23 protein-coding genes are annotated in these 24846 nt (G+C 63.9%); 13 read left to right on the forward strand and 10 right to left on the reverse strand.

Annotation, left to right across the window (positions count from 1 at the left end; genetic code table 11):
* The first annotated feature begins 974 nt into the window (after window positions 1-974).
* The 7 genes from ACS8Y6_RS13085 to ACS8Y6_RS13115 all read left to right on the forward strand — a co-directional run bounded on the left by ACS8Y6_RS13085 (window position 975) and on the right by ACS8Y6_RS13115 (window position 5288).
* Complete coding sequence (locus ACS8Y6_RS13085; protein ID WP_440855723.1) at window positions 975-1988, forward strand: histone deacetylase family protein; 1014 nt, start codon at window positions 975-977, stop codon at window positions 1986-1988.
* Between the two features lie 295 nt (window positions 1989-2283).
* The gene (locus ACS8Y6_RS13090; RefSeq protein ID WP_440849779.1) at window positions 2284-3207 is read left to right on the forward strand and encodes a J domain-containing protein; all 924 of its coding nucleotides are present in this window, start codon (window positions 2284-2286) and stop codon (window positions 3205-3207) included.
* A gap of 7 nt (window positions 3208-3214) precedes the next feature.
* Window positions 3215-3622 (forward strand): hypothetical protein, encoded by a 408-nt coding sequence (locus tag ACS8Y6_RS13095; RefSeq protein WP_440849778.1) that lies wholly within the window; start codon window positions 3215-3217, stop codon window positions 3620-3622.
* Window positions 3623-3678: 56 nt separating this feature from the next.
* Complete coding sequence (locus ACS8Y6_RS13100) at window positions 3679-4086, forward strand: ester cyclase (protein WP_440849777.1); 408 nt, start codon at window positions 3679-3681, stop codon at window positions 4084-4086.
* 166 nt (window positions 4087-4252) lie between these two features.
* Window positions 4253-4495 carry a type II toxin-antitoxin system Phd/YefM family antitoxin gene (locus ACS8Y6_RS13105; RefSeq protein ID WP_440849776.1) on the forward strand — a complete coding sequence of 81 codons (243 nt, stop codon included), beginning with the start codon at window positions 4253-4255 and terminating at the stop codon, window positions 4493-4495.
* Window positions 4492-4755 (forward strand): Txe/YoeB family addiction module toxin, encoded by a 264-nt coding sequence (locus tag ACS8Y6_RS13110; RefSeq protein WP_440849775.1) that lies wholly within the window; start codon window positions 4492-4494, stop codon window positions 4753-4755. Before ACS8Y6_RS13105 ends, ACS8Y6_RS13110 begins: the two co-directional genes overlap by 4 nt.
* Window positions 4756-4826: 71 nt before the next feature.
* Entirely contained in the window at window positions 4827-5288 is a 462-nt protein-coding gene (locus ACS8Y6_RS13115) for a hypothetical protein (protein ID WP_440849774.1), read from the forward strand.
* Between the two features lie 128 nt (window positions 5289-5416).
* On the opposite strand, the gene purU is transcribed toward ACS8Y6_RS13115, so the two are convergent.
* Window positions 5417-6274, reverse strand: a complete 858-nt coding sequence (purU, locus tag ACS8Y6_RS13120) for a formyltetrahydrofolate deformylase (RefSeq protein ID WP_440849773.1) — start codon at window positions 6272-6274, stop codon at window positions 5417-5419.
* A 669-nt stretch (window positions 6275-6943) separates the two neighbouring features.
* On the opposite strand from purU, the gene ahpC reads away from it, so the two are divergent.
* Entirely contained in the window at window positions 6944-7507 is a 564-nt protein-coding gene (ahpC, locus tag ACS8Y6_RS13125) for an alkyl hydroperoxide reductase subunit C (protein WP_440849772.1), read from the forward strand.
* An 83-nt stretch (window positions 7508-7590) separates the two neighbouring features.
* Window positions 7591-9186 (forward strand): alkyl hydroperoxide reductase subunit F, encoded by a 1596-nt coding sequence (ahpF, locus tag ACS8Y6_RS13130; RefSeq protein WP_440855724.1) that lies wholly within the window; start codon window positions 7591-7593, stop codon window positions 9184-9186.
* A 158-nt stretch (window positions 9187-9344) separates the two neighbouring features.
* Here the strand turns inward: ahpF and ACS8Y6_RS13135 are convergent, their stop codons facing one another.
* The 7 genes from ACS8Y6_RS13135 to ACS8Y6_RS13165 form a co-directional block, all read right to left on the reverse strand.
* Window positions 9345-10916 (reverse strand): cation:proton antiporter, encoded by a 1572-nt coding sequence (locus tag ACS8Y6_RS13135; protein WP_440855725.1) that lies wholly within the window; start codon window positions 10914-10916, stop codon window positions 9345-9347.
* A gap of 65 nt (window positions 10917-10981) precedes the next feature.
* A complete protein-coding gene (locus tag ACS8Y6_RS13140; RefSeq protein ID WP_440855726.1) occupies window positions 10982-11836 on the reverse strand; it encodes a 23S rRNA (adenine(2030)-N(6))-methyltransferase RlmJ in 855 nt (284 codons plus the stop codon).
* Window positions 11837-11988: 152 nt separating this feature from the next.
* The gene (locus ACS8Y6_RS13145) at window positions 11989-13575 is read right to left on the reverse strand and encodes a gamma-glutamyltransferase family protein (RefSeq protein ID WP_440855727.1); all 1587 of its coding nucleotides are present in this window, start codon (window positions 13573-13575) and stop codon (window positions 11989-11991) included.
* 21 nt (window positions 13576-13596) lie between these two features.
* Window positions 13597-14439, reverse strand: coding sequence for a sulfite exporter TauE/SafE family protein (locus tag ACS8Y6_RS13150; RefSeq protein ID WP_440855728.1), 843 nt, complete (start codon window positions 14437-14439; stop codon window positions 13597-13599).
* Window positions 14440-14445: 6 nt separating this feature from the next.
* On the reverse strand, window positions 14446-15768 hold the full coding sequence (locus tag ACS8Y6_RS13155) for a TRAP transporter large permease (RefSeq protein ID WP_440849767.1): 1323 nt from the start codon (window positions 15766-15768) through the stop codon (window positions 14446-14448).
* Complete coding sequence (locus ACS8Y6_RS13160) at window positions 15758-16300, reverse strand: TRAP transporter small permease subunit (RefSeq protein ID WP_440849766.1); 543 nt, start codon at window positions 16298-16300, stop codon at window positions 15758-15760. Before ACS8Y6_RS13160 ends, ACS8Y6_RS13155 begins: the two co-directional genes overlap by 11 nt.
* Window positions 16300-17391, reverse strand: coding sequence for a TRAP transporter substrate-binding protein (locus ACS8Y6_RS13165; protein WP_440849765.1), 1092 nt, complete (start codon window positions 17389-17391; stop codon window positions 16300-16302). Before ACS8Y6_RS13165 ends, ACS8Y6_RS13160 begins: the two co-directional genes overlap by 1 nt.
* 360 nt (window positions 17392-17751) lie before the next feature.
* On the opposite strand from ACS8Y6_RS13165, the gene ACS8Y6_RS13170 reads away from it, so the two are divergent.
* Window positions 17752-18198: an Lrp/AsnC family transcriptional regulator gene (locus tag ACS8Y6_RS13170; RefSeq protein WP_440849764.1), complete on the forward strand. Its 447-nt coding sequence runs from the start codon at window positions 17752-17754 to the stop codon at window positions 18196-18198.
* A gap of 180 nt (window positions 18199-18378) precedes the next feature.
* Here the strand turns inward: ACS8Y6_RS13170 and ACS8Y6_RS13175 are convergent, their stop codons facing one another.
* Window positions 18379-19566, reverse strand: coding sequence for a sensor histidine kinase (locus ACS8Y6_RS13175; protein ID WP_440849763.1), 1188 nt, complete (start codon window positions 19564-19566; stop codon window positions 18379-18381).
* 160 nt (window positions 19567-19726) lie between these two features.
* Window positions 19727-20404: a murein L,D-transpeptidase catalytic domain family protein gene (locus tag ACS8Y6_RS13180; protein WP_440855743.1), complete on the reverse strand. Its 678-nt coding sequence runs from the start codon at window positions 20402-20404 to the stop codon at window positions 19727-19729.
* A 182-nt stretch (window positions 20405-20586) separates the two neighbouring features.
* On the opposite strand from ACS8Y6_RS13180, the gene ACS8Y6_RS13185 reads away from it, so the two are divergent.
* The 3 genes from ACS8Y6_RS13185 (at window position 20587) to dinB (ending at window position 24818) form a co-directional block, all read left to right on the forward strand.
* Window positions 20587-22236: a L,D-transpeptidase family protein gene (locus ACS8Y6_RS13185; RefSeq protein ID WP_440855729.1), complete on the forward strand. Its 1650-nt coding sequence runs from the start codon at window positions 20587-20589 to the stop codon at window positions 22234-22236.
* A 344-nt stretch (window positions 22237-22580) separates the two neighbouring features.
* Complete coding sequence (locus ACS8Y6_RS13190; protein WP_440849761.1) at window positions 22581-23657, forward strand: GGDEF domain-containing protein; 1077 nt, start codon at window positions 22581-22583, stop codon at window positions 23655-23657.
* A gap of 75 nt (window positions 23658-23732) precedes the next feature.
* Entirely contained in the window at window positions 23733-24818 is a 1086-nt protein-coding gene (gene dinB / locus ACS8Y6_RS13195; RefSeq protein WP_440849760.1) for a DNA polymerase IV, read from the forward strand.
* Window positions 24819-24846: the final 28 nt, after the last annotated feature.

Here is a 24846-nt window from a genome sequence, read left to right on the forward strand (position 1 = left end):
TCGGCTTCGACGCTTCACGAGTACTGAGAGGCGGCCTTCGGGCCGCTTTTTTTGTGTTTGTTGTTCGGGGTTTTCTGGTCGGGTTTACTAAGACCGGTCGGAAAACGGCGTCGTGATTTCAGGCGATTACACCTCTACGGCGTACTGAATCAGCTATTCCGAATGCATCTGGCTTGGGGTTTCGCACTGATGTGCGACTCCCTTTCGTTTGCTTGTCCAAACGAAAGGAAGCAAAGGAAACGACACCCGCATCGGCGCCGGCTACGCCGGTACACTCCGATGCTCGCGACGACGGGATGCGGCAAAAACTCGGACGGCTTTGGCCGTCCTCAAACATCTTGCCGCACCGGCGCCGTGCGCCGGACACCCGTCGCCGCTGCGCGTCTCCGTCGCCTCAGACGGGCCCGAATACAGACCCCACCCCGCATACCTCGCACGCCGCATCTGTATTCGGGCTCCCTTGAGCGCAGCCATGCAGGTCGGATTAGCGAAGCGTAATCCGACGGGCAAGCTCAAGCCTGATTCCGTACGCATGGCAGTCGCGCTCGTATTCCGCCCCGTTAAGCGGCGCGACCATCGGACTGCACCGGCGTAGCCGGCGCCGTGTCCGAGTGCCCTTTTATTGATTCCTTCGTGTGGGCACGCAAACGAAGAACCCCACACCGAAGCGCAGCGCGAAACCAAACGCGCCCCACCCCGTGACCAGAAACAAACACCGCCCCTACGGACCGCCCCACCAATAACCAATCCGGCACACCGCACAACCAACAGCGCGAACCCGAATCCCAGGCCCGTCATCAAGGCAACATCCCAACCGCCGAAACGCCCACGCCTCAGCGTTTCGCCACGCAATTAAAACCCGGGCCCAATCACCCCATTGCAGCCCCAAACACCCAAAGCGTATGTTGCCTACACGCGTTTCATTCAGCGGCCAGGCAAGGCCGCCAAATCCACCTCGGCAACGGACCCGCCCTGTGAAAGCCTACTTCGACGAAACCCAGAACCAGCACCACCCCAAGAGCTATCTCACCCGCGGCGCCATGCGCTCGCCGCAGGAAGTGCCGGCGCGTATTCCGCCCCTGCTGGCCGCGCTGAAAGGCCTGGGCGTCGAGCTCGATACGCCGCGCGACCACGGCATGAACCCCATTTCGGCCGTCCACGACATGGGCTATCTCCGCTATCTGGAATCCGCCCACCGCCGCTGGCCGGAAGACTGGGGCGAGGAAGTGATGTCCAACATCTACGTGCGCGAAGGCAACCCGATGAAGGGCATCCTCGCGGAGACCGCCTTCTACATCGCCGACGGCAGCTCGCCCATCGGCCCGAATACCTGGAAGGCCGCCTACACCAGCGCCCAGTGCGCCCTGTCCGCCGCCGACGATATCGCCGCCGGCCAGAAAGCCGCCTACGCTGTGTGCCGCCCGCCGGGCCACCACGCCCGCCCGGACGCCGCCGGCGGCTTCTGCTTCCTGAACAACGCCGCCATCGCCGCCAATTACCTGCGCGAAACCTACGACAAGGTCGCCGTGCTCGATCCCGACATGCACCACGGCCAGGGCGTGCAGGAAATCTTCTGGGAACGCGACGACGTGCTCTACGTCTCCATCCACGGCGATCCCACCAACTTCTATCCCGTCGTCAGCGGCTACGAAGAAGAACGCGGCGCCGGCCGCGGCTACGGCTTCAACCTCAACCTGCCCATGCCGCACGGTTCCAGCGAGCGCTTCTTCTTCGAAAAATTCGACCAAGCCCTCACCGCTATCCGCCTGTTCGAGGCCGACGTCATCGTTGTTGCTCTGGGCTTCGATACCTACTACGAAGACCCGCAGGCCAAGGTGTCCGTCACCTCCGAAGGCTTCCAGAAGATGGGCGCGCTGCTGGCGGCGACCGGCAAACCGATTTGTGTGATCCAGGAAGGCGGATACGACGTCGACCATTTGCAGGTCAATGCGACGCATTTCTTTACCGGGCTGCTGAAGGGCGGATAAACCCGCCGGGTCGTTCGCGCCGGGGCCGCCGGCAGGAAGCGGCGTTCCCGCCCGCCCCGGCGGCTCCGGTCCGACAGCGGCTTGCGCGGGCATTTCGGCATGACAGGCGCGTACCACTTACACTCCCTTTGGGGGTGTCTTAAACTGACTGCTGGTGTCATGGCGGTCATGGCGGGACTGCCGTGAGGCTGATGGAGTCATCAAACCAGGCCCGCCGCCCCAACGAGCCAGGGGATATCCAGAGTCGGAAACCAAGAATACGATGCGCCGTTCACGCTTTTCCGCTTTCGAGCTCATGTTGCTGCGAACGCATCGCCAGTGGGATACGGCGTCGCTGCTGTTGCTGGCATGGGTGTTCGTCAACAAGCGCATCGCGCTGGAAGAGGACCGGCGCTATCTGGAAGGGTTGGCCGGCAGCTACCGGCATACGGACGATCTCGATACCTTGCTGGCGATCGCCTCGAGTGGCGATTCCGCCGCTATCCAGCTCGCCGCCGAAGTATTGCGTGCCGAAGGCCACGATACGCCGTTGCACCCCCTGCTGCGCCAGGCGATCGGCCTCGCCACCAGCGCCGGCGAGCTCAGCCCGCGCAACCATCATATTCTGCGTTTTCTGGCCGACCTGTCGGCGGCCACGTCCGCGGTCTTCGCACAAATCTTCCAGGAAGTCACGGGCAGCGCCCTGACATCACCGGGCGACCCCAGCTGCGCGGCATATTGGCAAACCGGTGACGCCGAAGCCACAGCGGCGCGGCGGCCGGCCTGGCAGAACTGGCGTCGGCGCCGCCGCCGTCAGGTCGTCCGCGCCCGGCGACGCTGGCGGGCGCACCGCCGGGCCCGGGAACAAACCAGGGCGCGCGCCCGCCAGGCAGAGGCACAGGCGCGTCAGGAGCGGGCGCGGCAGCAACAGGCCCGCCAGGAAGACGCCCGGCGCGAGGAGCACTCGCATCGACGGCAGGAGGAGGAGCAGCACCGCCAGCAACAGCGCGACGAAGCCAGCGCGGCCGCCCGGCCCAACCACCGCATCCGCCTGGCCCTGAAAGTCCTTGAGCTGGACGAGACGGCCTCGCCGCCGGAAATCAAGCGCGCCTATCGCCGCCTGGCGCAACGCCACCACCCGGACCGCTTCCACGGCCAGGGCGAGCTGCGCATGGCGATCGCCTCGCGGCGTTTCCTGCGCATCAAGGATGCCTACGAATATCTTATGAGGCCGGTCTGACCCCGCTATGCGCGATCTCTACCGTCGTCTGGGCATTCCGGCAAACGCGGCCCGACGGGCCATCGCCCGCAGCGCCGCGCGCTGCGACAACCGCGCGCTCCAGACCGACGCCCGGCGCGTCCTGGGCGACCCGGCCCGACGCCAGCAATACGATGACCTGCACCGCCTGCTCGGCGAACTCGGCCGCCTGCGGGCCAACCTCGGCATGACCCACACCCCACATTGGCAAGGCGACGTGGCCAACGATTTCTCGGTGCCCGCCGAGCGCGCGCCCGCACGACTGAAACGGCTCGACGCCAAGCTGGCTGCCCTCCTGCGCCGGCATCAACGGCGCCGACAACGAACACTCGCCAGGGCGCTCGCCATCGCCCTGGCTCTGGCCGCGGCCTACGCCGCCGGCCGGCTGCTCAGCTGAGGAAACGGCCACAGGCCTCGCCTGCCTCGGCGGCAACTGACTTCGGCGTAATGTCCATGTCCAATACAGGCCAGGTTCGAAGGTTCTACGAAGTGTTATGGGACGCGCATGATAAATCTGCGATCCCATCCGTGCTCCATGAGTCATTTACGTTCCGTGGCTCGCTTGGCCAGGAAAAGAAAGGCCACGATGGCTTTGCGCAGTACGTCGACATGGTCCACGAAGCGCTGGGCGATTATCGCTGTATCACTCAACAACTTGTTTCCGAGGACAACAAGGTCTTCGCGAAAATGCTGTTTACCGGCATACATAAAGGCGATTTCATGGGCTTTTCGCCGACCGGTAAGCGAGTCGAGTGGCACGGCTGTGCGCTGTTTACATTCACTGGCCATCTAATCAGTGACGTTTGGGTTCTCGGCGACCTCAAGAATCTGGAATTGCAGTTAGAGCGGAATGCAATATAAAGGCGCCCTGCCGCGGACCGCCTAAAGCGCTGCCGCACTTTGCCTTCCCTCCACACGCTGCGCCGCTCCGATGTACTCGACCGTCGGCACGCTGCAAAGCGTTCGCCTTGACGTACGTACCCGAAGGCGTACAGTTGATGAAAGCCGAACACGCAAGAGGTGTGTCATGACCGGAATCACAGCAACTGAGGCGCGTAGCAACCTTTATCGGTTGATAGATGAGACCGCCGAATCCCACGAACCAATCGTCATCATGGGTAAGCGGAACAGAGCCGTTTTGGTATCCGAAGATGACTGGTCGGCCATTCAGGAAACGCTTTACCTGCTCTCCGTGCCCGGTATGCGCGAGTCTATTCGTGAGGGGATGAATACCCCCGTGGATGGATGCGATGCGGAGCTCGACTGGTGACATGGAAGCTGGTTTACACCAAGCAAGCACAGAAAGACGCAAGGAAACTTGCCTCCAGCGCCCTCAAGCCAAAGGCCCAGGAATTACTGACACTGATCGCGGAAGACCCCTACCGCAAGCCGCCTCCGTTCGAAAAGCTCATTGGCGATCTTGCTGGGGCTTATTCACGCCGCATCAACATTCAGCATCGCCTGGTATACCAAGTGCTCGAAAACGAGCGAGTGGTCAAAGTGCTCCGGCTCTGGAGCCACTACGAGTAAATCCATAACCCGTCACGGTTGCCGGACGATTTCCGCGCAGCGTCACGTTCGGCGAAACGGAGTTTGTCTCGATGAGTACGTTTGAGCCCTACGTAAAACGGCCGGTGAGATTCATTCGGCAACTCGACGCTTATGATTGGCGTTTGAAGGTCTATGGGCTTTCCGTCGTATCGGATGAGCTTATCGATACGGTGATCCAAGCCATTCCCGGCTATCTTCCAAGCCCGGCCGTAAACCGACATCGCTATGGCGTCGGTTTTTTAATTATCCACCGTAGTACCTTGCGTAACTGGTTTCTCTTGGACTGGTGGGAGCACGGGGACATTCTTTTTCACAAGTTGTTTTCTTCGCCATGGGATGAGCCGAAATCAATCTCTGCTGAGCAAGAAATGCCGGCCTTAGCTTGTGTTCACGAACTCCGCGTCATTGATTTTGAGAGTAAGGCCTGGATCAAGGCGCTTCTTCGAGAAAACCCACAGCCGAGTTTAGCGGAGTATATGAATTACAGATTCGATAATGACGCTGAAGCCTAGCAAATTCGGTCATACGCTCGCGCCGGTATGCGCCCCTCTCTAAGCCCCGTTTACATGAATCCGGGAGCTGTCGCCGGCGCGAGGCCGCGACCGCGATAGAGCGATAAGCCGCTGGTTTGCGCCGGGCTCTAAAGCACGATGGTGCGCTTGCCACTGATCATGACCCGATCTTCCAGGTGGTGTCGCAGGCCACGGGCGAGCACCGCCTTTTCGATATCCTTGCCGTAGCGGATCAGATCGCGCACGGAGTCGGTATGGTCCACGCGGGTGACATCCTGATCGATGATCGGCCCGTCATCCAGTTTGGCGGTGACGTAATGGCAGGTGGCGCCGACCTGCTTCACACCCCGTCGATAGGCCTGCAGATACGGGGCGGCGCCGACGAAGCTGGGTAGAAAGCTGTGGTGGATGTTCAGCACCCGCCCGCGCAGGCGCTCGCAGAGCGAGGCGGGCAGGATCTGCATGAAGCGCGCGAGAACCATCACTTCGCCTTCGGCCTCTTCGAACAACCGCTCGATTTCGGCGAAACCGGCCGCCTTGTCGGACTTGTCGATCGGCACGTGGTGGAATGGAATATCGTGCCATTCGGTCAGCCCGCGCGCATCCTCGTGGTTGGAAATTACACAGGGGATGTCGATGTCCAACTCACCCGACTGCCAACGCTCCAGCAAATCGTAGAGGCAATGCATCTGCCGCGATACCAGGATCACCACGCGCTTTCTGACCGCGCTATCGCTGATATGCCAGTCCATGTCCATTTCCCGCGCGAGCGATGCAAAGCGCCGCTGCAGTGCGTCCAGCTGGAACGGCAGTGAGTCGGCCCGCACTTCGACCCGCATGAAGAAGCGACCGGACTCCTCGTCGGAATGCTGGCTGGAGCGCAGAATCCAGCCGCCATGCTCGGCAATGAAGGTGGCAACACGCGCGACAATGCCGGTGCTATCCGGGCAGGAAAAACGCAAGGTATAAAAACGACTACGACTCATAACACATTACGCTCGAAACAGGATTATCTTGAAAGAAGCCCGGATACGGCCGACCTGGAATAACCCCGGCCCACGAGCCTCGCCCGCCGGCCACGCATTCGGGTCTTGCGCTGCGAAGCTCGACAGTCCGATCCTCGACTGTATGCAACCCGCAGGATCGCCGTCACCAAGCGCAGCCGATCGGCGTTGTGGATTCGCGCGCCAGTCCTGCGGTCGGGATGAACCGTATCGCATAAGTCAAAACACATACCATACCCTGCGAGAGACGCATGCCCCCTGCTTCGCTCGGCTGTTGTGTTGATGCGGCGGAGCCCACCGGCATGACCGAGGCTCGACTGTGGCCCGCGCGCTTTAGGCCGGCCAGGCACCCACGGCCAGAACGATCGGGAAGGCGCGTGTGGTTCCATCGTCCAACGTGCGTTCCATATGGTGGGTGGTGGTGAACTGAACGTCGGTGAATCCCGCCGCCCTCGCTGTTGTGCGCACCATTCTCGACAAACGCCGCGATTACCTCGCGAACATGCGCACGTTTGGACGCGCGGCATTGTATTGCTCGCTCGATTATAGGTTAACGCTATTGATTTTATTCTAATAATAGATTTAATCTTGCGCCGAATTCACGCCAGAATACGACCTTCGTTTTAGTCCGTTCGCATTACAGGAGTGGATATGTCGCTGATCAATACGTTCGTCAAACCCTTCAAGGCTACCGCTTACCATAACGGTGAATTCGTCGAGGTCACTGAGGAGACGTTGCAAGGGCATTGGTCTGTGCTGTGCTTCTACCCCGCCGACTTCACGTTCGTGTGCCCGACCGAACTGGAGGACCTGGCGGACCTGTACGAGGAGTTTTCCTCGCGCGGCGTGGAGGTCTACGGCATCTCCTGCGATACCCACTTCGCGCACAAGGCCTGGCACGACACCTCGGATGCCATCAGCAAGGTGCAGTACCCACTGATCGGCGACCCGACGGGCACCCTCGCCCGCAACTTCCAGGTGATGGTCGAGGATCAAGGCGTGGCCCTGCGCGGGACCTTCCTGATCAACCCCGAGGGCCAGATCAAGCTGTTCGAGGTCAACGACGAAGGCATTGGCCGCGACGCCAACGAGATGCTGCGCAAGGTGCGCGCCGCGCAGTACGTGGCCGCCCACCCGGACGAGGTCTGCCCGGCCAAGTGGAAGGAAGGCGAAGAAACGCTGAACCCATCGCTGGATCTGGTCGGCAAGATCTGACCAGTCGATAGCGAACCCTTTCCGGTTCCCCGCGGCCGGCCCGGCGTGGCCGGTCGCTTTCGCAGTAATGGAGCGACCCTTTCATGCTGGATGACAACATCAAGCAACAGTTGACCGCGCACTTCGACAAGATCGCGCACGACATCGAAATCGTGGCATCGGTCGATGACGGCAAGGGCTCGGCCGACATGTTGTCGATGCTCGAGGAGCTCGCGGCTCTGTCGCCGAAGATCGCCCTGCACGAATCGCGCGATGACGACGAGCGCAAACCCTCGTTCAACGTCCGTCGCGCCGGCAGCGACATGCATATCCGCTTTGCCGGCATTCCCACCGGCCACGAATTCACCTCGCTGGTGCTGGCCCTGCTCCAGGCCGGCGGTCATCCGGTCAAGGCGAGCGAGTCGGTGATCGCCCAGATCGAGAATCTCGACGGCGAGTTCCACTTCGAGACATATATCTCGCTGTCGTGCCAGATCTGCCCGGATGTGGTGCAGGCCATCAACGTGATGGCGGTCCTGAATCCCAATGTGCGCGCCACCATGATCGATGGCGCCCATTTCCAGGATGAGGTCGAGTCTCGCGAGGTGATGGCGGTGCCGACGATCTTCCTGAACGGCGAGCCGTTCCACTCCGGCCGCATCAGCCTGGAAGAGATCGTCAACCGCATCGACGACAGCGCCGCCGAGCGCGATGCCGCCGAAATCGATGCCAAGGACGCCTTCGATGTGCTCGTGGTCGGCGGCGGACCGGCCGGCGCCTCGGCCGCGATCTATGCCGCTCGCAAGGGCATTCGGACCGGCGTGGTGGCCGACCGTTTCGGCGGACAGGTGCTCGATACCGCGGGGATCGAGAATTTCATCTCCGTGCCCGAAACCGAAGGCCCGAAACTCGCGACCCAGCTGGAACAGCATGTGCTGTCCTACGACGTGGACATCATGAAGCCGCAGACCGCGGCCGAACTCGTGCCGGGCGAACTGTTCGAGGTGAAACTCGATTCCGGCGCCACCCTGCGCTCGCGTTCGGTGATTCTTTCAACCGGCGCGCGCTGGCGGCAGATGCAGGTGCCGGGCGAAGCCGAATACCGCAACCGCGGCGTGGCCTACTGCCCGCATTGCGACGGCCCGCTGTACAAGGGCAAGCATGTGGCGGTGATCGGCGGGGGCAACTCCGGCGTCGAGGCGGCGATTGATCTGTCCGGTCTCGTCAAGCACGTCACACTCATCGAGTTCGAAGACGAACTGCGGGCGGATGCGGTGCTGCAGCGCAAGCTGCACAGCCTGTCCAACGTCTCCATCCTCACCCACGCCCACACCACGGAAGTGGTCGGCGACGGCAAGAAGGTCACCGGTCTGAAGTATCTGGACCGTGGCACGGACGAGCGGCACGAGATCGCGCTGGAAGGCGTGTTCGTCCAGATCGGCCTGATCCCGAACACCGATTGGCTCGAGGGCGTGGTCGATATGACCGATCGCGGCGAGATCATCACCGACGAACGCGGCCAGACCTCGGTGCCCGGCGTGTTTGCTGCGGGCGACGTGACGACCGTGCCCTACAAGCAGATCGTCATCGCCATGGGCGAAGGCGCCACGGCTTCACTGGGCGCCTTCGACTATCTCATCCGCCATTCGGCGCCGGCCGAACAAGCCGAAACCGATGAACGCCAATCCCGGGTGGCCTGATCCGCAGGCAGACGCCCCGGCCCGGCGGCCCGCGGTGACGCGGGCCGTTTTCATGGCCGGCACGCCAACGCGGTAGCGGGCCCATCCGGCGTCGGGCGGGTCATCCCGGGCCCCTGGTTATTACTGTTCGTGTCTCTGCCGCTACAGGCCGCGGCCAGTCAGCTGGCCTGCTCGCTGACGTGGCCGTTGTCGCAGGCCAGCAGGCGAGCATCGACGTCGGCGAGCAACTGATTGTAGACCTCCTCGCCCACCAGATCGCGGTCTCGTGCCTCGCGCAGGCGTTGGCGCTCGAATAACAGCAACCGCCGCCGGACACCGACGGTCTCCTGACGCAACAGATGTTCGCGGTCGAGTTCGGCCTGGGTCATCTGCGCTTCGGCTTCGCTGGCGCGCTGCTCGTATTCGGCTTTCACGGCATCCAGCGCCTCCGGTTCGACGAGTCGGCCGTGCTGCAAGCCGCTGATCTCGGCAAGCACCGCGTCGGCCAGGTGGCGGCGCGCGCGTGCGAGTTCGTAGTCGCGGAGCGCGCCGCCACCGCTGACCACACCGAGCCAGCGCGCGAGCGGAGTCATCGTCAGGCCCTGCACGAGGATCGAGACCAGCACCACGCCGAAGACCATATTGACGATGAGATTGCGTAGCGGCAGCGTGTCCGGAAGGCTCAGGACCAACACCATCGACAACGCGCCGCGCAGCCCGCCCCAGGTGAGCACCAGCGTCCAGGCCCGCGGGATACGCGCCCGGGTCATCGCCAGCACGCCGGATATACCGAAAATCACCAGACCGCGGGCCAGTGTGACCGCGAGATAGGCCACTACGATGATCGGCCAGATCTCCAGAAGCGTCCGCAGATGGATCGCGAACCCCATGAACAGAAAGATGAGTGAGTTCAGCGCGAACCCGAGGTAATCCCAGAACGTGCGGACCGCGATATAGGTCGTGGGCGACATGCCCCGGCGCGCACCGTAGTTGCCGCAGACCAGGCCGGCCGCCACGGTGCTGATCACGCCCGATACCCCGAGCTGATCGGCGGCCAGGAAGGAGCCGTACGCGGCGACGGTCATCAGCATGACTTCCACCATCGCGGCGTCCACATAGCGAACCACCTGCGACGCCGCCAGACCGATAGCCAACCCCACGACGACGCCGCCACCGACTTCGCGCGCGAAATCGACCACCAGGGCGCCGCCGGAGGGAACCTGTCCCATCAGCACCGCGAGTATCAACGAGAAAAAGACGATGGACGTGCCGTCGTTGAGCAGGCTTTCGCCTTCCACGAGCAACGTCAGCCGGGCCGGCGCGCCCAGTTCACGGAACAGGGCCACCACGGAGATGGGATCGGTGGCCGCGATTGCGGCCCCGAAAAGCAGCGCAAGCGCCCATCCCACATGGGGCAGATACGACGTCAGCGCCCCGGCGAAAACAAGTAGCGCCGCGGTCAGGGCAATGGCCAGCAGCACACCGGGAATCGCCAGCGCAAGAACGGCCAGGCGATCCCGCCAAAGATTCTCGAAATGGATATGGAACGCGGCCTCGAACACTAGGCCCGGCAGAAAGATCAGGAACAGCATTTCCCGCGTGAGCGCGGGCGCGTTGAACAGATGCAAGGCCCCCAGCAGCAGGCCGACAGGCACCAGCGCGACGGTGTACGGGATATTCAAACGCCGCGCCGCAATCGCAACCCCGGACGCAATCAGAAACATCAACAGAACGACGGATTCGGTGCGCATCCCGGTTCGAATCCCCGCTAACTTGAACTACCGGCGCCTCGGGGTATGACTGGCGTTGCCATAGGTCATGCTCCCTGCCCGGTCAGCCAGGCACTGCGATGGCTGGCGCCGTCACCGAGCAGTTTCGCCACCGTCTTGAACGTATCGTCCAGGCGTTGATCGAGCTGCCACGGCGGATTGAGTAGAACGAGCCCGCTGCCATGCATGCCGTATTCGGCGGGCGGGGTGCCGAGGCGCAGTTCGCTATGCCAGAGCTTGGGAATACCGGATTGGCGCAGACTGGCCAACAGGCGTTCGTGGCGCCGCGCGCCCAGTAACGGATACCAGATGACGACCACGGCGTGGCGCGCCTTGCGCACGATATGGCGCAGCGCCTTGGCGACGTCCTGGTATTCATTCCTGAGCTCGTAGCTGGGATCGATCAGCACGCACAGGCGCGGCGTGTTCACGGGCAGCATTTTCCGCAACCCTTCGAGCCCGTCGGCATGCAGACGCTGCTGGCGCTTGCCCGCGGACAGCGCTTCGGCCTCGAGCGCCTGGTGCTCGGCCGGGTGCAGTTCGAACAGAGAGAGCTGGTCCTGTTTTCGCTGCAGATCGGCGAACCACCAGGGCGAGCCCGGATAGCGACGTAATACGGCCCCGCCCTGCAACGTCGCGAGCCGCCCCATCCAGTCGCCGAGCGGCGAATCCACGGCCACGGCATCGCGCTGCTCCCACAGGCGGGCCACGCCGTTGCGATATTCGCCGTTTTTCTGCATGGCCTTGTCGGCCAGTGGATACAGCCCCCGGCCGGCGTGGGTGTCGACCAGCGTGATGGCCGATTCCTTGCGCTGCAGCGTGCGGAGCAACGTATACAGCGTCAGGTGCTTGTGTACGTCGGCGAAATTGCCGGCGTGATAGGCGTGTTGGTAAGAGAGCATGAGAACGCGTTACGAAGCAGACCGCACAGCTTAGGTCTTGTTGCCGTTTCATACGAGGCCTGCGTTGGCAAAGCTACCGCCTGGCAGGCGACGATTCCCGGCTCTGGCAGGCCACAAGGGCCTGTCGTCCGGTATCGCCGGAAGATCACCGATCAGGCGCCCGCAGCGATCCCGTCGCTCCTTGGATCGGCGCCGCCCTCGAACCAGCCGTCCGGGCGGTGGATCACGGCGCCGGCGTGGCCCATGGTGTCGCTGAAGGCTTCGGGCAGGATTTCCGTGTCGTGGCCGGCGGCTAGCAGTTGCTCGACCAGGGCAGCACTGAAACGCGATTCGAGTTTCAGCGTGGTGCTGTTTTCGCCCCAGGTCCGGCCCAGAAGCCAGCGCGGGGCGCTGATGGCCTGCTGGATCGGCTGGCCGAATCGAGCGTAGCGAGTAAAGACTGCGGCCTGCGTCTGAGGTTGCCCTTCGCCGCCCATGGTGCCGTACACCATGGTGCGTCCGTCGGCGAAGCGAGCGAGCGCCGGGTTGAGTGTATGGAACGGGCGACGGCCCGGCGCCAGCGCCTGGCGACCCTTCGGATCGAGACTGAAGCTGATGCCGCGATTCTGCCAGAGCACGCCGGTGGACGGCGACACGACACCGGAACCGAATTCCCAATAGATGCTTTGAATGAAGCTCACGGCGCAGCCGTCGCGGTCGATGCAGCCCAGCCAGACGGTATCGCCGGGGGCGTCCGGTTGCGGCCACGGCAACGCCTGGGCCGGATCGATCCGGTCGGCGAGCGTGTCGAGATGGGCGTCGGTCAGCCAGGTCGCCGGGTCGCGGGTCATCCAGGCCGGATCGGTGACTTCGCGATCGCGGACGAGAAACGCTTGCTTGGTGGCTTCGACCAGCCCGTGCAAGTGGGCGAAACCCTCGCCCTCGGCCACGCCCAGACGGTCGAACAGGCCGAGAATCATCAGCGAGGCCAGGCCTTGCGTCGGCGGCGGCAGGTTGTACACATCGGCATCGTGCAGGGCGAGCGCGAGCGGCGCGACCTCGCGGGCGGCGAAGTCAGCCAGATCGCGCCGGCGCAACGGGCTGCCGGCGGCTTCGAGGTCGGCGGCCATGGCATCGGCGAGTTCGCCGCGGTAGAAGTCGTCCAGGCCGGCGCGCGCGAGCTGGTCGAGTGTATCGGCAAGCCGGGTCTGCTTGAGGACAGTACCGACGCCCGGCGGCCGGCCGTCGATGAATAAATGCTCGGCAAAGCCGGGCACGCCCACCAGTTCGTCGTGCTTGGCGGCGCCGAGCGCGGCCTGGCTTCGAGTGACGGCGATGCCGTGGCGGGCATGTTCGGCCGCGTCGGCCAACAACCGTGACAAGGGCAGTCGCCCGCCCCATTCCTGGCTGATGGCCTGGGCACGCGCCCAGCCGCCCACGGTGCCGGCGACGGTGAGCGCGGCCAAGGGCCCACGCGACGGAATGGTGTCGTGGCCGGCATAGAAGGCCCTGTCGGCCTGGGCCACGGCCGGCCCGCAAGCGTCGATGGCGCGCGGTGCCTCGCCGGGGCGCGAGATCAGCCAGAAGCCGTCGCCGCCGATGGAATTCATATGCGGATAGACGACAGCAATGGCGGCAGCGCTGGCGATCATCGCCTCGATGGCATTGCCGCCATCGCGCAATACATCCCGCCCGGCCTGGGCGGCCAGATGATGCGGCGCGACCACCATGCCGCGCCGACTCCGAAGGGTTTCCCGCACGATTTCTTCCTTTTCTAGTTATCAGCCACCAAACAAGTCCACAAACATACGCAAAGACGTGAGCAGGAGGAATAGCGCGAACACCTGACGTAGCCGCAATGGGTTCACACTATGCGCCAATCGCGCGCCGACCGGGGCCATGAGCACCGTGACGGGCACGATCAGCGCAAAGCCGATCAGATTGACGTAGCCGAGGCTGCCCGGCGGCCGGTGGGGCGCGCCGAGCCCGCTGATGACCATGCCCAGCGCGCCCGGCACGCTGATGATCAACCCGATGGCGGCGGCGGTGCCCACCGCCCGGCGCATGGGAACATCGAACAAACTCAGCAGCGGCACACTCAAGGTCCCGCCGCCGATACCCATCAGGCTGGAAAACCCACCGATCACGGCGCCGAGCGCCCACCGCGCCGGCTTGCCGGGCAAGCCCTCGGCCAAGGCGGCGCTGGAGACGCGCAACGCCATGTTCAGAGCCACGATCAACGCCACCACGGCGAACACGCCGGTGAGCACCGCGCCGCTGACCCACCCCGCCAGAGCGGTACCCACGAACACGCCGGCCACCACGCCGGGTGCCAGCGAGCGAAGCAGCCCGGGGTCGAGACTGCCGTGCTGATAATGCGCGCGCGCCGACACGATCGAGGTGGGAATGATGGTCGCCAGCGAGGTCGCCACGGCCACGTGCATGCGGACACCGCTATCGATGCCGAGCCATGCGAACAGGTTGTAGAGCACCGGCACGATCACGATACCGCCGCCGACACCGAGTAACCCGGCCATCAGGCCAGCCACCAGGCCGGTCGCGAGCAGCGCACCGGCCAATGCGGCCAGCCAGAGCAGGCCGTGGATGTCCATTGCGTGAATCATGACCGGCTACCAGCCGATGGCGTGCGGCAGCCAGATCGCGAGCGCCGGAAACACGCACAGCGCGATCACGGCCACGACCTGAATGCCGATGAAGGGCATCACGCCCCGGTATATATCCCGCGTGGTGATTTCCGGCGGCGCCACACCACGCAGATAAAACAGCGACCAGCCGAATGGCGGCGTCAGAAAAGAGGTTTGCAGGATCATCGCCACCAGGATGCAAAGCCAGGCCAGATTCACGCCGGACTGGGTGAAATACGGCAGGAACAGCGGCAGCACGATGTACGAGATCTCGATCCAATCGAGAAAGAAGCCGAGTACAAAAATCAGTAGGCCCATGAAGGCGATGCCGCCCCAAACGCCGCCGGGCAGCAGCGCGAACAGCTGATCGACCAGCACATCACCGCCCAGACCGCGAAAGGCCAGGCTGAACACCTGGGCCGCGATCAGAACGAACAGGGTCATGCCGGTGATCTTGAAGGTGGACAGTACCGTCTCGCGCATCACCTGATAGCTCAGCCGGCCGGAACAGAGCACAAGCACGATCGATCCCAGCGCCCCCATCGAGGCCGCCTCGGTCGGCGCGGCCACGCCGCCGATGATCGACCCGAGCACCAGGATAATCAGCGCCACCGGCGGCAATACCACCTTGACGAGATCGATCGCCAGACGGCTGGCACTCATCCCGGCTCGCTCGTCGGCATCGATCGGCGGCATGCGCTGCGGTTGCCTTATCGCCACAACGGTGAGATACACCAGATACAGCCCCGCGAGCATCAGGCTCGGGATCAACGCCCCGGCGAACAAAGTGCCCACCGAGACACCGGAGATATCGGACAGGATGATCAGCACCAGGCTCGGCGGGATGATCTGGCCCAGCGTGCCCGACGCGCAAATCGTGCCGCAGGTGATGCCCTTGTCGTAGCCACGCGCGAGCAGTGTGGGCAGGCTGATCAGCCCGACCGTGACCACCGTGGCGGCAACGATGCCGGTCGAAGCCCCCATCACGACGCCGAACACGATGATGGCCAGCGCCATGCCCCCCGGCCGGCTGCCCGACAGATGGCCGATGACTTCCAGCATGCGCTCGGCGAGCCGGGACTTTTCCAGCATTACCCCCATGAACACGAACAGCGGAATCGCCAGCAGTGTGTAGTTGGTGACCACGCCGTAGATACGCAGGGGCAACAGGTTGAACAGCGACTCCCCTGCGCCCGCGACACCGAACACGAGGCCGGCCGCGGTCAACGCAAAGGGCACGGGGATGCCCACCAGCAGCAGCGCGAACAGCGCACCGACCATGACCAGCGCCAGATATTCAACGCCCATGGGCGGCCTGCTGACGGGGGATGAGCGCACGAATCCCGAGCGCCATGCCTTCCAGCGCGATCAGAGCGAAACCCAGCGGGACGAACGCCTTGAGCAGAAAACGGTCGGGCAGGCCGCCGGGCGTGGCCGAGCCCTCGCCCATTTGATAGGCCATGGTGACGAATCTCATCGAGACATAGGCGATAAACACCGAGGTTGGAACGACGATCAGGAAGCACACCAGGATGTTGATCCAGCGACGGGCGCGCTCGGAAAAACCCTGGTAGAAGATGTCGACCCGGACGTGCTCATCCTGCTGCAGGGTGAACGGCGCGCTGAGCATGGCAATCACCGCCAGCAGATGCCATTCGAGCTGCTGCTCGGCAACCGAGCCGATGTGCCAGATGTAACGGGCCAGCACATCGCCGGCCACCAGCAGCACCAGCACGAGGGTAAGCCACGCACAAACGCGGCCCATCCAGTGGATGCCCCCGTCGATGCCGTCGGCGAGGCGGCCGATCGACCGCAGGAAGAAGTGGATCGACATGTGCATCAAAGGTTCTTGTCGAGCACCATCTTCTCGCTGATATTCAACCAGGCGTCGGCTTTCTTCTTGAAGTCGAAGTACGACTTGTTGACCTTCGCGACCTGCGGATCCTTCCTGACGTAATCGCTGAGGATGTCGTTGCTGGCGGTACGCAGATGTTCGAGCACACCGTCCGGCAGCTGCTTGACCTTCACGCCGTCCTTGTCGACGAGATCGCGCAGCGCATCCGGATTGTTGGCGTTGCACCAGGCGAAGCTGATCTCATTGCAGGCCGCCGCACAGTTTTTGACCACGGCCTGCAGATCGGGCGGCAGACTTTCCCAGGCCTGCTTGCCGATCAGCAGCTCGGTCACGGTGCCCGGCTCGTGCCAGCCCGGGGTGTAGTAGTACTGGGCCGCGTTCTGCAGCCCGAGCTGTCGGTCGAGATAAGGGCCAACGAATTCCGCGGCATCGATCACGCCACGATTGAGCGCCGGGAAGATGGAGCTGCCGGGCAGCAGCTTGACGCTGACGCCCAGCTGCTCATAGACCTTGGCGGCCAGGCCGGGAATACGCATGCGCAGCCCCTTGAAGCTGTCCACGTTCTCGATCGGCTTCTTGAACCAGCCGGTCATCTGCATGCCGGTATTACCGCACGGTAATGCCTTCAGCCCGAAATCCGAATAGATCTCGTCCCAAAGCTCGATGCCGCCGCCGTTATACAGCCAGGCATTGACGCCGAGCGTGCCCATGCCGAACGGCACGGCGGCAAAATACTGGGCCGCAAATACTTTGCCGGACCAGAAATACGAATTGCCCCAGTTCATGTGCACAGTGCCGGAACGCACGGCGTCGAATCCGCCGAAAGCCGGCACCAGCGACTTGGCGGCATAGAAATCGATTTTGAGACGCCCGTTGGATGCGGCTTCCACGCGTTTGCAGAAGTCTGTCGCGCTGCCCGGGCCGGTGCTGTAGAACGGCGCCCCCGGACCGTACGCGCTGGTCATCCGCCAGTGGAATGTCTTTTTTTCGGCCGCACTCGCAATCATCGGCGCGGATGCCGCCCCGGCCAGCGCACCGGCCCCAGTCTTTAGAAAATCACGCCGCTTGATAGTCATCGCTTATCTCCGTTGTCCCGATTGCAATGTCAAAAAAGGAATCGCTATCCACCAGGCGCCAGGAGCAAGGTACGTGCCATGCCGAGAAAAAAAGATAACTGTCTGTTTTTTATGATTAAAAAAAGAACTTTCGGTTCGGATGCGGACAAATGCCGCGCACCGGGATGCACCCGGTTGGTGCCGTGCCGCCGGAAGGCGAAATGACAATCGGAGCCGATTGACGGCCACCGCTCGCGTTTGTGCGGTACCGATCACCGGATGGCAGGGAAACTGCATGACGATGGGACGTGTGCTTCATCGTTTGTCAAAAACGCATCGAAAAAGCGCCCGCCCCCTTTCAGTGCGACTTCGAGGTGACCCATGGACGATCTGGACCGGCGCATTCTCGGCCTGTTGATCGAGGACGGCCGTCTTTCCTTTGCCGAGATCGGCCGACGGCTGGCGATCTCGCGTGCGCACGCGCGCGACCGTACCGCCAGCCTTCAGGCACGCGGCGTGATCGAGCAGTTCACAGCAGTGGTGAATCCGGAAAAGGTCGGGGTGGGAATCTCGGCGTTCCTGGACGCGAAAGTGGCGCCCACGCTGGTCGAGACGTTATGCGCCGAGTTGGCGCCGCTTTCGGAGGTGGTCAGTCTGTACTTGATGAGCGACATGCGCAGCCTGCACATTCACACGCTCACCCACACCGAAGCGGATCTCGACGCCTTCGTACGCGAACACTTCTTCGCCCGTGAGGGGGTGCAGTCGATCGACTGCACGCTGCTGCTACGGCGCATCAAGAACCGGCGCGGCGGACCGCGTATCTAGACCATATGGATTGCATCGCAATCCATATCAGGGGCCTGTTGCCGTTTCATACGGTACCGCCCCGGCATGGAAAACCCGCTCATGCCGGCTTGTGCCGTACTCAAGGCAACCCCGCATACGGATATGATCCGCGGCGCCCCCCCCCCCGGCCATCCGGACACCGGACAAGGCGTTCGCGTATCAGCGGCCGCCTTCGTCCACGGCTCGCAATGCCTGTTCGGGAACGCGGACCGTGACGATCATGCCATCGTCGGTGTAGGTCTGTAATTCGGCGTCGATGCGCTCGCCGAGCAGGGCGATCAATTCATGCCCGTTGCCCTGCGCCGTCACCGTAGGCGGCATACCCCGGCCGTTGTCGGCCACGGTGATGGTGAGATAGCCCCCTTCGCGCCGGAGCCTGACCTGCACGGTGCCCGACTGCCCTTGCGGAAAGGCATGCTTGGCACTGTTGGCGATCAGTTCATTGACGATCAGGGCGAGCGGGATAGCCCGGTCGAGATGGGCATGGGCGGATTCGATATCGGCCTCGATGCAGACATCCGAATGCTCGTTCTTATAGAACTGGTTGAGGTTGTCGCACAGTTCCCGGAGGTACTTGCCAAACTCGACGTCACGCGCCTGGCCGGACTGGTACAGATGCTGATGCAGGCGACCGAGCGTCGTCACACGGTTACGCACCGCGCGAAAACGTTGCTGGGCGAGCGAGTCTTCGAGGCGGGCGGTTTCGATCGACAACAGGTTGCTCACGACCTGCAGGTTGTTCTTGACCCGATGATTGAGCTCGTCGAGCAACGTTTCCTTTTCGCGCAGCAACACATCCTTGTCGTGCACGGCGCGCTCGAGCGCCTGCTCGGTCTGTGCGCGCTCGTGGGCGGAAGCCAGAACGTTGGCAAGCGATTGCAGGAACGCCGCGTCGTCCTCATCGAACACACGGTTGCGCACCGACGTGTCGGCCTCAAGCACGCCGAACGGCTCGCCATTACCCTGGATGATGACGTTGATCGCCTTGTCGACCCCGTGATCCGCCAGCACCCGGGGCGTACGAAAGCGTTGCTCGCCCAACAGGTGGTTGGCGATGACCGGCCGGCCCGTATGCAGGGCGTACCCCGCGGGCGAGTCGAGCCCGCCGCCGATCGTGGCATGGCCGACCACCCCTTCATGCCAGCCCACGCCGGCATATACGAGAAAATGGTTCTCGGCCGGCTGGTAGAGCAGAACCTTCGCCAGGCGCGAATGCACGCCTTCCGCGGCCAGACGCGAGGCCTCATTCGCCAGGGCCGCGAAGTCGCGGTTCTTCAACGCATACAGGCCGAACTCGGAGATCAGGGATTGCTGTCGCAGGCGGTATTCAATGGCTTGGTCTGTCATGTCACGCAAGCGGGCCAAAGTTCGTGGAACATGGACTCGATTCACGACCAGCGTACGCAGGATAGCTTACGCACGCTGAACGTCACCGGCTCGAATTCCCGCATTCGAAGCACGTCTGCCCGGTCGCCGCCCCGGAAGCCGCCGACGCCGGCTTCCAGACTCAGGGCGTACTGGCAACCAGTGTGGGTGCCGGGGCGCCATCGCAGTGCAGATATCGCGAATGCTTGATCCACGACGGCTTGGGGAAATACGCAAACACATACTGCCCATTCTTGAGACTGTTGATCAGCGGCTTGACCACGGCCGGCCGAACGGCCGGACAGCCCAGGCTGCGCCCCAGCCGTCCGACGCGATGGATGAAGGCAGGCGTGGCGTATGGCGCGCCGTGGATGACGATCGCGCGGCTGTAGGCGTTATTGTTGATGCCGGGTTCCAGACCTTTCAGGCGCAGTGCGTAGCCATCGTGCCCCTGGTAACTGTGCAGCGTGCGGAACAGACCCAGGCTGGACTCGTGGCTGTCCGGGACGTTGGAGAAATGCTCGGCCTCGTTGGCGCCGGTGGCCCGGCCATGCGCGACCCATTCCTTGAACAGCAGCTGCGGCTGCGATAGATCGAACACCCACAGGCGGCGCCGGGTTGACGGCAGCGAATAATCGATCACGGCCAACCGATCCGCGTCAGGCTGGCCGTGGTGCTCGGCACAGGTCATGGCCGAGGCCGCCAACGCCAGCACACGCGGATTGGCGCCCGGGGCCAGACGTTCGAGCATGGCGGTCAGACTGCCGGCGTGGGCCAGGCCGGCGCAGGCTGCCCAGCCGATCAGCACCCGGCCGAGCATCAGGGCCGGTCGCCACCGGCCGGCCGCATTTGGAGTAAAAAACCAGGCAAGACGCGACAGCAGCTTGATCAGCATCGGCATTGGATCCCGTGTTGGCACACGCGGCAGAGACCTTGATCCCGATCAATCCGTGCCGCGGCACAAGCGGCCATTATGGCGAAATGATGATCGGCGACAAGCATTTGAGGCAATTTCGCGTGGCGATCCGGCGCGATCTGACGGCTTTCGGCCTTGCCCTGCTGCTGTGGGCGCCGCAGGGCACGGCCTGGGCGCAGGCCGTGACTGAGCCGGCGATCGCCGCGCAACTGCAGGCCATGCTGCCCCATGTGACGGCCGAGCGCTCGCCCGCCGATGCCGGCATGGCACAGGTCCGGAATTTTTATGCCGCGCGCGATTTTCGCCCGGCCTGGGACGGGCCGGCAACGGTGCCCGCCTTCGTGGCGGCACTGTATACATTGGTCGACGACGGTCTGGCGCCGCGCGATTACGGCGCCGATCGACTCGTCGCCGCTTATCGTCGGGCCGATGCATCGAACCGCGCGACAGCCGTAACCCGCGCACGCTTCGATCTGAACGCGACCCGACTGTATCTGAGCGTGCTCGACGACCTGAACCGTGGCAAGGTCGAGCCGGCACTGCTCGGCCCCAGCTGGGGTCTGCCGGTCGAACGCTACCGTCCCGACATGAGGTTATTGTCGCAGGCCGTGGACGCGCTGGACTTCGAACAGACGTTTGCCCGCGCGCGCCCGGCCCATGCCACTTACCAGCGGCTGCGGGCGGCACTGGCACGTTATCGTGATATCAAAAGCCGTGGCGGCTGGCCACAACTGCCGGCGGACTCGACTGTCCTGCATCCGGGTGATGTCGATCCTGCCGTGGCGGCGCTCCGTCGTCGGCTGGCGGCCATTGGCGAACCGGTGGCCGCATCGGCCCGGCCCGATCGTTACGACGCGATCCTGGCCGGGGCGGTGCGCCGGTTTCAGGCCAACCATTATCTGACGGCCGATGCGGTTGTCGGCGCGCAGACACGTTCGGCATTGAATGTCGGGGTCGATGCACGCATCGACCAGATTCGCGTCAATCTCGAACGCGCGCGGCTGCTGCTGCATGACCTGCCCAGGTCTTTCGTGCTGGTCGATATCGCGGGTTATCAGCTCAGTTACTATCGTCCCGATGGCCGGATCTGGCGTACCCGCATTGTCGTGGGCCGGCCCTATCGCCGCACCCCGTCGCTGCGTTCGCAAATCACCCGGCTGACGTTCAACCCGACCTGGACCGTGCCGGCATCGATCACCCGACGCGAAATGCTGCCGCGGATTCGGCACGACCCGGGCTATCTCGCACGCGAACATCTGCGCGTTCTGTCGCCGTCCGGCACGCCGCTGGACCCGGCGGCGATCGACTGGTGGCATCCGCCGTCGATCGTTCTGCGACAGGCTGCCGGGCCGGACGACGCGCTCGGCCGCGTGGTGTTTCGCTTCGCCAACCCGTATGCCGTCTATCTGCACGACACGCCGGCCCAGGCCCTGTTCGGCCGCACCCGCCGTGCTTTCAGTCACGGCTGCATACGAGTGCAGAATGCGCTCGAGTTCGCCCGGCTTTTGCTCGCCGACGACCAGCGCTGGCGCGCCGACGACATCGAGCGCGTCGTGGGCTCGGGCAAGACCACCCGCGTCACCTTGCCCCGGCCGGTACCGGTGATCGTTCACTACTGGACGGTCGACGTCGGCGAAAACGGCCAGCTCGCCTTCAAGCCCGATATCTACACCCGCGATCGGGCCCTGCTGGCCGCGCTCGATCGGCCGCTCGACCTGGTGGGTACTCTGCGCTGACCCCGGCCCGACAATCGGTTTCGTTGATGCGAGGTGCATCCGGCCGACGCACTTTCCCGCAGCAGGCGATGCCAGGCATTGCATGATGCATTGATGCCATGCCCGGGGCGACGGTTGGCCGGAGCGGCGATCATGATCGGCATGCCGGGCGATTGCCCGACATCCCCGTCTCCGGAATGCCCGTCAGCGCCCTTGCCCGGGCAGCCGCCGGCCGCTTCCACGCATGGGGCTTGCCGGCACCGGACACGCGCGTTCCGGTAAACTCGCAGGCATCCCGCGCGGCAGCGATTCACGACGACCGGAATCGCGAGGGACCGGGAAGGCGGGGTCGGACTGGATCGATAGTGCGCAACACCCCGAACCGAAACCATACCGTCTCCGGGGTGCCGATCGGCCGCTCGCTCGACGAAACCATCGGCGTCCCCGGCCATTCCGCGCATCGCGCGGCCGTGCTCCGCCTCCTGCTGTGGATCACGACCGCGGGCTCACTTTTATTCACGGCATTGAACCTCGCCCATCACCACTGGGCGCTGGCCGTGATCGAGCTCGGTCTGGCGATCTATGCCCTGATATTGCTCAAGGCAAACCGCAACCGGAGTGACCCCGGCCACTACGCACTGGCCTATGTCATTCCGCTCAGCGCGGTGATCCTGTACGGCTATATCACCGTACCGCTCGACGATTCGATCTACGTCTGGATGCTCGTGGTGCCGATGGTGTCGTACATCCTGCTCGGCCAGCGGCAGGGGTTCGCTGTCACCCTGGGCTTTTTCACGCTCGCCGTGGTCGCTTCGCTGTTCAAGCTCGAAGCCACCGCCATCGACTGGGATACGGCGGCAATCAACCTCGTGGTCTGCTTCGTATCCGTCGCCGGCCTGGCCCATGTATATGAAGTCGTCCGCTCGGACGCCGAAGAGCGGCTGCGCACTTCAGCGCTTCGGGATTCCCTGACGGGCGTGTTCAATCGCACCGGCGTCAACATGCGCTTCGACCACCACACGCGGACGGCGGACGGCGAGTCCGCGCCACTCGCCTTGATCCTGCTCGATCTGGATCATTTCAAGCGCATCAACGATAGCCACGGCCATCAGGCGGGCGACGATGTACTGCGCCGCGTCGCACGCTGCATCGATGCGCAAACCGAGGCCCAGGACACCATCGGCCGCCTCGGCGGTGAGGAGTTCGTGGTCCTGCTGCCCGATCGCGGGCTCGAACAAGCCCGAGACATCGCCGAGCGCATCCGTTGTGCGATCGAGTCATCCCACGGCGCATTCGACATGGCACCGATCGAAGTCACGGCAACCCTCGGCGTGGCCGCGCGCGATCGTGATGAAAGCCTGGATACGCTGCTCGAACGCGCGGATGCCCGGCTGTATCGCGGCAAGCTCAATAATCGCAACCAGGTGGTCGCCACGGCATAGCACCACGCGGGCCGCGCTCCGGAAAATCGCCGGCGCCGGTTGCACCGAGCCGTTCGTGGCGGCATATATGCCGGCATGAGTACCCCAGGTTCAAATACCGTACGCAAGATCGTGCACGTCGACATGGACGCGTTCTATGCGTCGGTCGAACAGCGCGACCACCCCGAGCTGCGCGGCAAACCGGTGGTGGTCGCCCAGCGCAGCCCGCGTTCGGTCGTCACCGCCGCGAGCTACGAGGCCCGACCGTTCGGCATTCATTCGGCGATGCCGGCGTTGCGCGCGGCCAAACTATGCCCCGAAGCGGTGTTCGTGCCGCCGGATTTCGCGCGCTACAAGGCCGTTTCGGCCCAGATCCGCGAGATCTTCTTTCGCTATACGCCGCATGTCGAACCGCTGTCGCTGGACGAGGCCTATCTCGATGTCAGCGAGCCGCTGATCCCCTCGCCCTCGGCCACCGATACGGCGCGCGCGATCCGGGCGGCGATCCGCGAGGAAACCGGGCTGACGGCTTCGGCCGGCATCGCGCCGAACAAGTTCCTGGCCAAGATCGCCTCCGACTGGCGCAAGCCCGATGGCCAGTTCGTGATCAAACCGCATCAGATCGAACGCTTTCTGGTCGATCTGGCGGTCGGCAAGATTCCGGGCGTGGGCCGCGTGATGCGCGCCAAGCTTGCCGAAATGAATATCGCGACCGCGGGCGATCTGCGGGCGGCGGGTGCGGCGGTGCTCGTCGAGCGCTTCGGGCGTTGGGGCCAGCGCTTGTCCGAGCTGGCCGAGGGCATCGACGAGCGCCCGGTGAAAGCCCATCGCGAGGCGGTGCAGATTTCGGCCGAGGACACGCTGCGCGAGGATCTTCTGCTATCGGAACTGGCGCCGCATATCCAGCGCATGGCCGACAAGACCTGGGCCAGTTATCAACGCAAGGCCGAGCGCGTGGCCTGCACCGTCGTACTCAAACTCAAGACTTCGGACTTCCAGATCCTGACGCGCAGCTACACGCCGGTCGCCCCGCCCCGCAGCGCCGCCGAACTCACGGCCATCGCCTGCGCCCTGCGCGACCGGGTCGAGCGTGGCCCGAGCGAACGCTATCGGCTGGTGGGCGTGGGCCTGTCCGGATTCGTCGCGGATCATGAAGCCGTGCGCCAGACGGCGCTGTTCTGAATCGCCCCACCGCATCATCGCGCATTGA

This window comes from Salinisphaera sp. RV14, from assembly GCF_052044135.1.
Taxonomy (GTDB): Bacteria; Pseudomonadota; Gammaproteobacteria; order Nevskiales; family Salinisphaeraceae; genus Salinisphaera.

Excerpts from the sequence above, each read along its gene's own strand:
- ACS8Y6_RS13090 (WP_440849779.1), top strand. The coding sequence starts at position 2,284 with ATGTTGCTGCGAACGCATCGCCAGTGGGATACGGCGTCGCTGCTGTTG.
- ACS8Y6_RS13095 (WP_440849778.1), top strand. The coding sequence starts at position 3,215 with ATGCGCGATCTCTACCGTCGTCTGGGCATTCCGGCAAACGCGGCCCGA.
- ACS8Y6_RS13100 (WP_440849777.1), top strand. The coding sequence starts at position 3,679 with ATGTCCAATACAGGCCAGGTTCGAAGGTTCTACGAAGTGTTATGGGAC.
- ACS8Y6_RS13105 (WP_440849776.1), top strand. The coding sequence starts at position 4,253 with ATGACCGGAATCACAGCAACTGAGGCGCGTAGCAACCTTTATCGGTTG.
- ACS8Y6_RS13115 (WP_440849774.1), top strand. The coding sequence starts at position 4,827 with ATGAGTACGTTTGAGCCCTACGTAAAACGGCCGGTGAGATTCATTCGG.
- purU (WP_440849773.1), bottom strand. The coding sequence starts at position 6,274 with ATGAGTCGTAGTCGTTTTTATACCTTGCGTTTTTCCTGCCCGGATAGC.
- ahpC (WP_440849772.1), top strand. The coding sequence starts at position 6,944 with ATGTCGCTGATCAATACGTTCGTCAAACCCTTCAAGGCTACCGCTTAC.
- ahpF (WP_440855724.1), top strand. The coding sequence starts at position 7,591 with ATGCTGGATGACAACATCAAGCAACAGTTGACCGCGCACTTCGACAAG.
- ACS8Y6_RS13135 (WP_440855725.1), bottom strand. The coding sequence starts at position 10,916 with ATGCGCACCGAATCCGTCGTTCTGTTGATGTTTCTGATTGCGTCCGGG.
- ACS8Y6_RS13140 (WP_440855726.1), bottom strand. The coding sequence starts at position 11,836 with ATGCTCTCTTACCAACACGCCTATCACGCCGGCAATTTCGCCGACGTA.
- ACS8Y6_RS13150 (WP_440855728.1), bottom strand. The coding sequence starts at position 14,439 with ATGATTCACGCAATGGACATCCACGGCCTGCTCTGGCTGGCCGCATTG.
- ACS8Y6_RS13155 (WP_440849767.1), bottom strand. The coding sequence starts at position 15,768 with ATGGGCGTTGAATATCTGGCGCTGGTCATGGTCGGTGCGCTGTTCGCG.
- ACS8Y6_RS13160 (WP_440849766.1), bottom strand. The coding sequence starts at position 16,300 with ATGCACATGTCGATCCACTTCTTCCTGCGGTCGATCGGCCGCCTCGCC.
- ACS8Y6_RS13165 (WP_440849765.1), bottom strand. The coding sequence starts at position 17,391 with ATGACTATCAAGCGGCGTGATTTTCTAAAGACTGGGGCCGGTGCGCTG.
- ACS8Y6_RS13170 (WP_440849764.1), top strand. The coding sequence starts at position 17,752 with ATGGACGATCTGGACCGGCGCATTCTCGGCCTGTTGATCGAGGACGGC.
- ACS8Y6_RS13175 (WP_440849763.1), bottom strand. The coding sequence starts at position 19,566 with ATGACAGACCAAGCCATTGAATACCGCCTGCGACAGCAATCCCTGATC.
- ACS8Y6_RS13180 (WP_440855743.1), bottom strand. The coding sequence starts at position 20,404 with ATGCTCGGCCGGGTGCTGATCGGCTGGGCAGCCTGCGCCGGCCTGGCC.
- dinB (WP_440849760.1), top strand. The coding sequence starts at position 23,733 with ATGAGTACCCCAGGTTCAAATACCGTACGCAAGATCGTGCACGTCGAC.